At 42.5% G+C, this 12,011-nt stretch carries 6 protein-coding genes; 1 reads left to right on the top strand and 5 read right to left on the bottom strand.

What is annotated here, in order from left to right:
• Nucleotides 1–19 precede the first annotated feature (19 nt).
• Complete coding sequence (locus ACFSKL_RS03785) at nucleotides 20–1,924, top strand: SusD/RagB family nutrient-binding outer membrane lipoprotein (protein ID WP_376883622.1); 1,905 nt, start codon at nucleotides 20–22, stop codon at nucleotides 1,922–1,924.
• Between the two features lie 69 nt (nucleotides 1,925–1,993).
• Here the strand turns inward: ACFSKL_RS03785 and ACFSKL_RS03780 are convergent, their stop codons facing one another.
• The 5 genes from ACFSKL_RS03780 to ACFSKL_RS03760 all read right to left on the bottom strand — a co-directional run bounded on the left by ACFSKL_RS03780 (nucleotide 1,994) and on the right by ACFSKL_RS03760 (nucleotide 11,852).
• The gene (locus ACFSKL_RS03780; RefSeq protein ID WP_376883620.1) at nucleotides 1,994–2,587 is read right to left on the bottom strand and encodes a carboxypeptidase-like regulatory domain-containing protein; all 594 of its coding nucleotides are present in this window, start codon (nucleotides 2,585–2,587) and stop codon (nucleotides 1,994–1,996) included.
• Between the two features lie 217 nt (nucleotides 2,588–2,804).
• Nucleotides 2,805–5,222 (bottom strand): glycoside hydrolase family 2 protein, encoded by a 2,418-nt coding sequence (locus ACFSKL_RS03775; RefSeq protein ID WP_376883619.1) that lies wholly within the window; start codon nucleotides 5,220–5,222, stop codon nucleotides 2,805–2,807.
• A 1-nt stretch (nucleotide 5,223) separates the two neighbouring features.
• Complete coding sequence (locus ACFSKL_RS03770) at nucleotides 5,224–6,816, bottom strand: glycoside hydrolase (protein ID WP_376883617.1); 1,593 nt, start codon at nucleotides 6,814–6,816, stop codon at nucleotides 5,224–5,226.
• Between the two features lie 230 nt (nucleotides 6,817–7,046).
• Nucleotides 7,047–8,747, bottom strand: coding sequence for a RagB/SusD family nutrient uptake outer membrane protein (locus tag ACFSKL_RS03765; RefSeq protein ID WP_376883615.1), 1,701 nt, complete (start codon nucleotides 8,745–8,747; stop codon nucleotides 7,047–7,049).
• Nucleotides 8,748–8,759: 12 nt separating this feature from the next.
• Nucleotides 8,760–11,852 carry a SusC/RagA family TonB-linked outer membrane protein gene (locus tag ACFSKL_RS03760; RefSeq protein ID WP_376883613.1) on the bottom strand — a complete coding sequence of 1,031 codons (3,093 nt, stop codon included), beginning with the start codon at nucleotides 11,850–11,852 and terminating at the stop codon, nucleotides 8,760–8,762.
• Nucleotides 11,853–12,011 lie beyond the last annotated feature (159 nt).

Raw genomic sequence — 12,011 nt, 5'->3', positions numbered from 1 at the left:
TATAAAAACGAGACATATCATGAAAAATATAATCTATAAAATAATCATACCAGCACTTTTGGGAGTTTCCCTAATGGGTTGCGAGGACTTTGATGCCATCAATGACGACCCAATGGCTGCCAGCGCCGATCAGGTTCAGGTTGAATATTTCATCAACCAATCAATCATCGGAGCACAACAGAATCCACACGTGGCTGAAAGGATTTTTGTATTGTATTGGAAAGGTACAGGCATGCATCATCTAGGTGGTGGGATCGCTTTGGGAACACATAATGACGGATGGTCTGTAGATTATTGGGGATCCGCTTCCTCTTGGCTCAACGCCGCATCTACAGCTATACAGATTGGCAATGAGAAGGCCGAAAATGGATCGGCACAACCATACAACGAAAACCTCATCCAAGTAGCCAGAATATGGAGAGCGTATTTGATGTCAGAACTTACTGACAGCTTTGGACCACTTCCTGTCAATGCATTCCAGGGAGTCAACCCAGAGTTTGTCTCCACCAAGGAGGTATATGACTATATGCTTGAAGAATTGGCACAATCCCAAGCGGCTATCGATGTCAATATAGCCAGGCCTTCCAAACTCCAAAATCTCGATGCAGCCTATATGTATGAATGGGAGAAATGGATCAGATTTGCAAATTCCCTTAGAATGAGATTGTCGATGAGACTTTCGGAAGTCGATCCTGCAAAAGCTTCTACTGAATTTCAGGCTGCGGCAAGTACCAACATGTATATAGCGGATGCATCACATAACTTCACGGTGGAAGAACGTCCGGGATGGGATGACCTGACGGGTGTAATGTCACGTGAATGGAATATCCAGTGGCTTTCCTCCACGTTGAATAATCTTTATGTAGGTTTGGGAGGTGTTCCAACCCAATCCCAAGTGGCCAGTCAGATGCATGGACATATCAAGCCAGCCGATTATTTGGGCATGTATTTCCCAGATCAATACGCTGACAGAACCAATGATCCTGCAAAAGCCCATTGGCTGGACGGACTTCCAGAAGCAATGGATCCTAGAGCTTACAAAGCTTTCTATATCCCTGGTGACTTCAACAACCAGAACTATTCCTTCTTTCCTTCATGGACCAATGACGCAAGAAACCAGCAGGGATACCTGTTGGAAACAAATGGTGACACAGTGAAAATCGATGCCACTTATACTTGGAATGCATTTGCAAATGGAGATTGGGGAGCCAAGGGCACCCGCAACAGACTACGTGGAATCGTCGGTAAAGCACCTGCTTTGGGACAACAGTTCAGAAGTAGTAACAACAGACGGGTATTCTTCGGAAGTTGGGAGTCTTACTTCCTTTTGGCGGAAGCTGCCGTGAGAGGATGGACTGTCTCCATGAGTGATGAGCAAGCATATGAGACTGGAGTGAGACACTCTTTCGAATACTTCAATGTAGGTCAGTTCGCGGATGCCTATCTAAGCTCAGATGCTTACAACAGAAACGGCACTTCGGCTAGGTTCTCTCACACCCAAGAGCCACCGTCTACTGTGGCAATGACACATAGAATTGGCAAAAATGGGCCGGTGACCACATTTAATTATGCATATCCGACTAACAATCTGTATCAATCGGGAGCGATAAGAAACGATAAGCTCACAAAAATCATCACCCAGAAATACTTGGCAAACGTTCCGTGGCTACCTCTGGAAGGATGGAATGACCATAGAAGGTTGGGATTGCCATTCTTCGTGAATCCAGCGGTAGAAAATCCATTACCTAATCTTCCTGGCTTGAACTCTTCCAGCTATATGACTAGTAGTAATGCTTTTTTCCCACAGAGACTTCCTTACCCATCTTCATTGAGAAATGCAGACCCAACAGGCTATGCTGCCGCTACAGGATTTTTGGATGGTCCGGATGCTGTTTTGACACCACTCTACTGGGCCAAAAAGTAAATTACAAATTCAAATAGGGCTAATTTTCCAAGGCTGTCCTACACTGTGTGTAGGATAGCCTTTTTTTCATCAATACTTTCTCAAAAAATTGTATTTGGATTGATAAATCTTATTGACTTTTGCAGAGTCTTTTTCTTGATATACCGGCTTTGGTAATTCATAATCCTGTCTCAACTCCCTAATCACCTGCAACAATCCACCCCCTTTTGAATTGAAAAATGTCGCTCCGCCAGCTCCATTTGGAATGGCCCGTTCCATAAATTGCCCAAAAGCATCTTTTCCTGAACTTGGAATATACATATAGACCATTTTCATGACTGTCGTATTTCTTTTCAGGTTTAATTCAAATTGACTTGGGATGTATGGTTTGGAAAGAAGCAGTTCTTTAAGCTCACCTTCACTTGGAAAGGGCCTGACTTCTACCACATCCAATTCACTTTCTTTTGGAAAAAGGTATACCACGGCAGGCAATTCATCCAATGACACCGAAACCTTATTTACCTCATATCCAATATGGCTAAAGGTGACAATTTCATCCGCTTTCAAAACCAATTCAAATTGACCTTGGGAGTCAGAAACATCCTGATCGTTTTTATAAAACACATGGACGTTCTCGATCGGAAGACCAGTGGCACCATCCAATACTTTGCCTTTCCAAGTCACTTCTTTTTTCTCCAAAAAACCAAAAAACGCTAAGAAACATAAACAAGCATACCACATAGATTCCCAAAATTGATTTATTGAATTTGGAGAAAATCACCGATAAAGCTGTATTGACTGATTGGATTCAGTAGTGTTTTTAACTTACAATAAGATAATTTATAAGGGTTTAAGAAAAATTTAGAAGAAATATTCTCCTGGGAGAATGAATGTTGCCAGCTTATTTTGAATTTATTGAGAATATCTTCTCAGGTAAACTTGATGATTTGACTACAAATTTCAACTCCCCTTTATCATCCAAAGTTCTGATAAAAGTTTTCAGACGTCCTTGGTATGTTTTCCTTGTAGCCGAATGATAGGGTTCATGGCTTGACAAATCACCACTCTCCATAACAATGATCTCAGCAGGACCATCAATATCCACAGATAATGACACATCATTATCTTCAATTAAATTTCCTGCACCATCAGTCAACCAAAGATTCAACTCAATCACATCTCCTTTATTGGTGTATGCTGTTTCAGATAGTTCACCCTCTATTTTTTTTAAATCCCCTGGTGATTCAAGCGTATACTCAGCAACTTTGTTTCCATCTATGAAAGCGATCGCTTTTAAATCCCCTTTCTCATAAGGCACTTCCCATGCGATCATTTCTTCCACACTGTATTGGCCATTCTTTTTGCCCAATGAGCGTCCATTGAGAAACAACTCAACTTCATCTGCATTTGTATAAGCTGTGACCCAACGTGGTTCACCAGTTTGCCCATTCCAAGTATTTGAAATACCAATCCTTCGCAACACTTGTCTTTCACTATCTGTGACACCTAAATAGACCATTGGCTCTTCCGTCCAAAGACTCTGTCTGAAATAATAATCCGGCTTGGGATTCCCTGCAAGGTCAATGATGCCTGCACCACTACTTCTAGATGGCCAAGGTCTTGCCTCTCCAATAAAGTCAAACGCTGTCCATAAAAACTGGGATGAGATAAAATCATTCTCGGAAACAGCAAGCCATGCTTCAAGGGCATCACCGTTTTCACTTCCGTAAATCACTCGTTCTGGAAACTCCTTATGGTCTTCTGCATATCTGTATTCCTGATAGTTATACCCGACAATATCCAAATTTGAAGGGTATTCGGTATGGTTGGACATGGCCACCCCAGCCAAAGCAGCTGTCACAGGCCTGGATGTATCCCAACGCTTGACAGCTTTTGCCAGCTTCTCCGAAATACGGCCCAGGTTGGAAGCTGCAGGATTATCAGGTTGGTAACCTTTCCCATATATCTGTGGATTTCTTCCTTCATCCAGAACTGGGTGGCTGTAGGGATCATTTGGATAATCAATCTCATTGCCAATACTCCACATGATGATGGAAGGCCTATTTCGATTTCTTCTCACCATATCTTCCACATCCCTTACTGCCCATTCCTCAAATGCATCATGATGCCTGTCATTTCCCGGGGTTCCGGCATTCCAACCTTCGATCCACTTATTTTTGCCGATTTCCCACTCGTCAAATGCCTCGTCTTGTACCAAAAATCCCATTTCATCACAAAGTTCATACATATAATCCTGGTGAGGATAATGGCTCATCCTGATGGCATTGCTTCCCAATTTCTTCAAGGTCTCCAGTCTGTTTCTCCAAACTTCTTTGGGTACAGCAGCACCAAAGCCTCCCGCATCATGGTGAATACAAACCCCTTTGAGCAACATAGACTCTCCATTAAGCGTGAAACCTTTGTTTGCATCAAAATCAAAAGTCCTCACTCCAACTTTTTCCTTCCAGCTATCCAATTGGCTATCAGCTTCCCAAAGCTCTACTGCCAAAGTATATAGATAGGGCTGGTCTGGGGACCATAGATTTGGATTTGGGATGGTCAATTCCAGTTTCAAAGGATCTGACTTACCTTTTTTTGCAGTGAATTCCTGATAGCTTTCCCCTACCTTTTTCCCATCTTTATCACTGATGATGGCTTTCAACCGAAGTTCGGAACTTGGTTTTTGGTTTTGTTCAACTTCAATTTCCACAACTGCTTTCGCAAATGAGGAATTCACTTCAGGGGTATGGAAAAACACACCCCATTGGGCAAAATGGATTTGGTTTGATGTGATCAAATATACATTTCGATAGATACCAGAACCGGTATAGTATCTCGCATCCGCAAAATTCCTATGGTCAACTTTTACATGGATTGTGTTGTCTCCCGCCTTCAAAAATGAAGTCAAGTCGTATTGAAAAGGTATAAACCCGAATGGTCTTTTGCCCAAATAATGGCCATTGATCCATACTTCACTGTTTTTATAAACCCCATCAAAGTATATCGAATATACTTTTTCTTTATCGTAACTTTCTATACTGAATTCTTTTTTGTACCAGGCAACACCGGCAGGAAGAAATCCTGTCCCACTTGCCCATTCAGGACTAAAGGGACCTTCGATGCTCCAGTCATGCGGCAAATCCAACTGCCTCCATCCATTTTCCAATGATTGAACCCCTTCCCAATCGGTATCTACCAACTGAAATTGCCAATTTTCATTAAATATTTTTTTGTCCTGCTGCTGTGCTGAAAGCATCAATGCATTGCACACAAAAAGAATAATTACCAAGAACGGTTTCAGTTGATACTTTGGGTTCATTTTATTGTTGTTTTTGGGTGGTCAAAGTAATTATTGAGCGAGCTGGCACTACTATATGATCACCAGCATGAAAATCCATCGGTGCCAAATCATTCTCCAGATCTGTAAGATAACCAGTCAAATCCAATTTTCCTTTTAGTTGCACACTTTTCAAATCCAATTCAACCTCGTTTACTGAAGAATTTACTGCGACAATCACCATCTCATTTGTTTCCGGATCTTTGTAAGCTGAGCATAACAGGTTTTGGCTTTGCTCTATTTGCCCATTTACCTGCACACCTATCCGCTGAAAACCAGGCCTGATGAATCGGCTATAGTTTCCCAAAGCCCACATCATCTTGCTGCTTTCATATGAGCCATCGCTTTCAGTCTTTGAAATATAGACCAAACCATCTTTGTAGTTGTATGGTGAAATAGCAATCCACCAATGCCAAGCCGAAGCCTGTGCGATGGCCAGGTCATTGTGAATCACCCTAGCCATATATAAAGCAGGAGTCATCCCCAAATCCTTTCCATTGCCTTGGATTTCCCCATCATTGTCCCCCAAGATGCAGTATTCCGACATCCAATATTTCAGTCCATTAGTACTTTCTATGGCCTGGGAGAGTTGTCTTCTTTTGCTTACAGCTTGTTGAAAAGGTGAAGTTGTGAAATAGCTGTGACCAGAAATATTTTGGCTAATATGCCTGAGATCGCCAATATAATTTTCGGAAGTTTCATTGAAAAAATCAACGATCTGATTGGATCTACCGGGACGGTTATGCTCTTCATAAAGATATTCAATCTGTCCTGCTTCGGCAACATCGATTTTTGTACCGAGCCCTTTTTCATCCAACTTCCGATCCAATGCCCTTACTATGCCGGCTATTTCATGGTTCCAAAATGGAGTTCCCTCCTGTCCCCCATCTATCCAGTCCCATTGTGGTTCATTCACTGGGCTGATGTAATCTACCTTGAGGCCTTCTTTCTCCATCCCTTGGATCGACGCTGCCATATATTCCCCAAAAGCGTCATAATTCTCTGCTGCAAGGTTTGATTCGTTTGCATTGGACGCAAAGGCTCTTCCATTTTTGGTCAACCAAACCGGTGGACTATTGAGAAAAGTGAGTAAATAGTCAACCGACCTATCTTTGGCAGCTTTTGCAAACCAAACCTGGGCAGCTTGTCTTTCCGCATTGAAATTTCCCTCAGCATCCATGAAAGACGGCGCACGTCTCCAAAGATCCCCAATTCCACTTCCTGCCCCCTGTTCAGCACTTCCGGCTCCAAGATTGAACCTCCACAAAGAAAGCCCAATCCCCTTGGGTTGTCCCTGGGAATCCAACTCTTGGCTAAAAAGAAGATCTGCTATGGCATTTTTCTTCTCTTCCGGCCAATTGCCGACAAATTGTCCCGACCATGCATCAGATGCCCCAAAGTGGTCTATTTCCTGATATGTTGTTTCAGGATCAATCTCAATGCTATAAATATTTCGCTGTCCCTCATGCTTTTGGTCACCATTTTCATTATCACTACAGGATGTAGATGACAACAGTATCCAAGCCGAACCAAGACAAACAGCTATTCTGATGCTTTTAATTATTCCAGTTTTCATATTCAAATTCTTAAATCCGGATTATGCATTAGGGTTCGTATCGTGAGGTCAAAACACAAAATAATCAAGTATTTAGCGAATGAAGCATAGTCATCTCTATGGTGGGTAAGCTAAATGCAGTGAAGCGATTGATTATGATGTGTTTTAAACTTGTAATAGAAATTCTAATGCATATTTCGGGTTAAAATAAAAAAAGGGGGACAAAATCCCCCCATGGTTGCTGAGGCCATTTAATTGTAACCTGGATTCTGTTCCAAAACATTGTTTGAGGCCAGTATTTCCTGTCTTGGAATCGGTAACCAGTAATGTCTTTCCAAGAACCTTCTCCCCTGTAGGGAAATCTTCTTCTGATAGGTAAGGGTACCATCCTGAGCTCTTCGGATATCGATACCATATGCAGGTTCATTTTCTGTAGTTTCAGCTATCATCCATCTCCTTACATCATAGAACCTGTGTTCTTCAAATGCCAATTCAATTCTCCTTTCATGCCGAATCCTTTCTCTCATTTGGTCTTTCGAAAGCCCAGTTGGCAAAGGTGGCATGTTGACACCATTTCTTTCCCTGATACTATTGACTGCTTCGTAAACCGATGCATCAGGTCCAGAAGCTTCATTCCTTGCCTCTGCATAATTCAACAGAATTTCCGCATACCTGAAATATAGCCAGTTTTGTGTACCTGCCACCTGCCAAGGGTTTTGTATTGGCAAGGATTCATCGATGAATTTCTTCATATAGTATCCTGTACGGCTTGTATTCCAGTTGGAAGGACCATCCTGACTATCTCTGCCTCCCGGAAGGAAAGTCTCGACTGCCCTACCTCTATATTGTGAGCCATTGTATAAAATGGTTTCTGACAAACGTGGATCTCTGTTTGCATATGGATTGGTTGCATGTGCAGGATTGTCCCAATCAAACGAAGATCCATCCATCATTTCGTAATCATCAATCAGGTTTTGGAGCGGTGCATTTCCTCCCCAAGCATCATAGCCATTTGGACCATTGGCAATCTCCAACGCTGTATGTCTTTGGTTTAGATTGTAGAACCGAGCAAAAATCACTTCTTGGTGGCTTTCAGAAGCTGTAAACATTTCTGAATAACCCTGCTGATACAAAGAATAAATCCCCAAATCCATCACATCTTGAGCCGCTTGGGCCGCAAGTCCCCACTGCTGGGCGCTTCCTGTAGTACCACCATTGTAGAGAGGACTGGCAGCGTAAAGCAACAACCTCGATTTCAATGCCATGGCTGCTCCTTTTGTAGCCCTGCCTTCAAGCCAGTTATTGCTATTTTGGGTAGGTAGGCCGGCAATTGCTTCATCCAACTCCGCTATCACATACGCAAGTCCCTCTTCGATACTTACCCTTTCAAACAAGGAAGGATCCGTAAAATCATCACCCAACATCGACACTTCATCTCCTCTCAGGATGACTTTTCCATAGTTCCTGATCAGGTCATGATATCGGAAAGCTCTGATAAACTTCAACTCAGCCCTCAATCTCGCTTTTCCAGATTCTGACATGGAAATGTTTGGCAAATTGGTCAATGCGTAGTTGCATTCACGGATACTTCTATAACTTCTACCCCAAAGTGTACCAGCTATACCGGTATTCTCTGGAGACAACAATCCCTGCTGAATTACCCAAGTGTTGTCATCGTTATTATAAATAGACTCATCTGTCAAAGAAGACCATAGAGCATATTCAAATCCTCTACCAAAACCAGGCACTGAACCATCTCCCTCTTTGTCTGTAAGTCTTACTCCTAAGTATCTATTAATCACATACGCTTCAAACAAGGTCGTATCAGAAAGGATAGATGCATCGGAAACCCTATCTGTCGGGGCAATGTCGAGGTAGTCTTCGTTGCATCCAGCGAAAAGAGCGCAGAATAAAACAACTATATATAATTTTAAATTTTTCAATGAATTCATGGCTTTTCGGGATTAAAACTGAATGTTGACACCTAGATTGATAATTCTCTGCTGTGGATAGAATTGCCCACTGTTGCTTGAACCTTCCGGATCAAAATCCTTCACTTTGGTGATGGTAAACAAGTTGAAACCATTGGCATAAACCCTCAGGTTGCCAATCGAATACCTTTCCAAAATAGTTTTTGGCACTGTATATCCTACCTCAAGGTTTTTCAGACGGACAAAAGAAACATCCTGCAACCAGAAGTCACTTGGGAACAAACCTCCACTGATTGCTGTAGAAGAACGCTCACTCACCCTTGGGTATGTACCATTTGGAGTATCTGGGCTCCAGCGGTTGTCAGCCCAAGAGCTATAGTAGTTACCTACAGTTCCGGATTCAGGCAATACATATTGTCTAGCCCTTCCCTGACCCGAGAATAACATGGCGAAATCAAAGTTTTTGTATGTTGCATTCAGGTTCAATCCGAATGTGATTTGGGGGATATTTCCCAGTTCCGTTCTGTACATATCATCGGCGGTAATCTGCCCATCTCCATTGATATCTTCGTAGATCAAATCACCCAACTGGGCTCCCGGTACATGTGGGAACTGGTCAAACTGATCCTCAGACGTGAAAATCCCAATCGCTCTATAAAGCAGATAATTATTCATCGGCCTTCCAGTGAGTCGTTGATAATCCAGTACACCGGCGGCTTCATCCATAAAAACAACTTCATTCTTGGCGAACGTAAAGTTTCCCGATGCCCCAAAGCTGAAATCATTGCCACGGTGTTCGTAGCCCAAAGTAGTCTCTATACCGCGGCTTTTTACTTGTCCGATGTTCTCTGACGGAACCAAGGACTCACCATTATATGGATTCACAATTCCGGAAGACCAAGGAATAGATGCATTTCTGGTAGTCAGGATATTTGTCCTGTTTTCATAGAAATAAATAAATTCGGTGGTAAACTTTTTCAACCAAACGGCATTCAAACCAATATCGGTTTTGTTTGCAGTCTCCCAAGTAATGTTTGGGTTGCCCAAACGGACCAAATCAATCCCAGGTCTCACTACATTTCCCAAAACGTAACGGTTGTTGAAAGTGTAGTTGTCATAAAACTGGAATTGGCCTACATTGTCATTTCCCAATTGGCCATGCGACACCCTGAATTTCAAATCATCCATAAAATTGAAACTGTCCCTAAACCAATCCTCTTCAGAGATTCTATAACCTGCGGATACAGCTGGGAAAAACCCATATCTATTGCCACGGGGAAAAATGGAAGATCCGTCTACCCTGGCCTGTACCTCAAGTAGGTATTTCTCATTGTAGTTGTAATTCAACTTACTGATGAAACTTCTACGTGTAAAGTTGTAGCTGCTTCCCCAGTTATTAAAGTCTGTGGCAGCAGAACCTCCCTGAGAAAGTTCTGGTGTTTCGGCTGTCGGAAAATTGATCCTGGCGGCACCGAATGTATGGGATTTGTTTTCACTCTGCTCATATCCTACAAATGCATCTACGAAATGATTTCCAAAAGAACGGTTGAAGTTCAACTTGATATGACTGACGATCATGGAAGCATTTGTATGACCTTCATCCAAAGATGGACGTTGGTTTGGCCCTCCTCCGATCACTATAGGATCGTAGGTATCTGCATTTCTGTTGTAGTTGTGCAAAGTGTAGGGAACCCTGAATGTTCTATACCTGTCAGAGCTTTCATCCACCGAATAAAAACCATCTACAGAAAGGCCTTCCAAGAAAGGAAGTTCATACTTTGCCCTCAAGATCCCATTGAACACATACCTGGGATTGTCATTGGTACCACCCATATCAGTTGCCAAGACAGCTGGGTTAGCATTTTCAATTCCCGTAGAAGGCAATCCATTTGGATAGAATGCATTGACAGTAGGATAAGCCCTGTAGATAGATCTGAAAATATGCCCAGCTCCTTCTGTTGGGAACATTCTTGCTTCTTTTCTTCCTGACAATCCAAGCCCTACTGTCAGACGCTCATTGATAGTCGCATCTATGTTGGATCGGAAACTATACTGATCAAAATTGGCGACACCATTTTTATAAAGCCCATCTTGTGACAGTTTGCCAAGGGAAACAAAGTAGTTTACATTTTCACTTCCGCCCCTTAGGCTCAAGTTATGTTGATTTTGTAAGGCGAAATTTTGAAGGGTTTCCCTCTGCCAATTTGTATTGGGATAATTCAAAGGATCAGATCCGTTTCTGAACAATTCAATTTCTTCTGGGCTGTAAACCTGGTTTAGGCCATTTTGATTGTTGTTGTAATAAGCTATCTCATTACGGATCGTTCCATATGTAGCGGCATCTGCAAGACTTGGCAGTCTTGTCGGTGAAGAGAAACCTTGGTTGTAACTGTAGGAAATCACAGGCTTACCTGATTTGCCTCGTTTGGTTGTGATCAAAATCACCCCATTAGCTGCCCTGCTACCGTACACAGCCGCAGAGGCATCCTTCAGTACTGAGACACTCTCAATATCATCTGGATTCAATCTTTCCAGACCACCGATCTGTCCTGGAACACCATCTATCACCACCAACACATCATTGTTGCCTGTTGTAGCCAAACCCCTTACTGATATGCTTGAACCATCATACCCGGGCTCACCACTTCGGTTGGAGGCGATCAAACCTGAGAACCTACCTGCAAGGGAATTGGAAACATTTGGTTGGGGACTCTTGGTCAATTCCTTCCCATCGATCTGTGAAACAGAACCAGTCAGGGTCACTTTTTTCTGCTCTCCATAACCCACTACGACCACTTCACTCAAGTCGTCCATATCGGATTCCATTGTAATGCTGATTTCCGTCTGTGAACCAAGAGGGATTTCTTGTGTTTTGTAACCAATAAACGACACTCTCAATACTGTTTGTGGAGTGGGGTTTACACTGATCGTAAAGTTACCATCAAGGTCAGTTACTGCTCCGATGGTAGTTCCTTTTACCAATACTGAAGCTCCGGGCAATGATTCCCCGTTTTCATCGTAGACTTTCCCTTTGATGGTCGATTGCTGCGCAATAACCGAAGTTTGGAAAGCGAAAAACAGTACCATTGCAATGAATGGTACCCATTTAGAGTATTGTTTTTTCATCTTACTTTGGGTTAAATCGTTAAATTGATTCTAAAACTCAAATTTCACCCAATGGACTCCCATTGAGAATTATTACAATATTCCGAATTGCAAACTGGTCTATAGGGTGGCAAACCGACAAAAAAGGGGGGATAAATCGTCCAATGATTGTAATTGTCA

This window comes from Belliella marina (assembly GCF_042682445.1).
GTDB lineage: Bacteria > Bacteroidota > Bacteroidia > Cytophagales > Cyclobacteriaceae > Belliella > Belliella marina.
Note: the sequence above shows the minus strand (reverse complement) of the source record. Positions and strands in the feature narration are given on the sequence as shown.

Bases quoted from the DNA above. Each gene is read 5' to 3' on its own strand.
- ACFSKL_RS03785 (WP_376883622.1), top strand. From the start codon at position 20: ATGAAAAATATAATCTATAAAATAATCATACCAGCACTTTTGGGAGTT.
- ACFSKL_RS03775 (WP_376883619.1), bottom strand. From the start codon at position 5,222: ATGAACCCAAAGTATCAACTGAAACCGTTCTTGGTAATTATTCTTTTT.
- ACFSKL_RS03770 (WP_376883617.1), bottom strand. From the start codon at position 6,816: ATGAAAACTGGAATAATTAAAAGCATCAGAATAGCTGTTTGTCTTGGT.
- ACFSKL_RS03765 (WP_376883615.1), bottom strand. From the start codon at position 8,747: ATGAATTCATTGAAAAATTTAAAATTATATATAGTTGTTTTATTCTGC.
- ACFSKL_RS03760 (WP_376883613.1), bottom strand. From the start codon at position 11,852: ATGAAAAAACAATACTCTAAATGGGTACCATTCATTGCAATGGTACTG.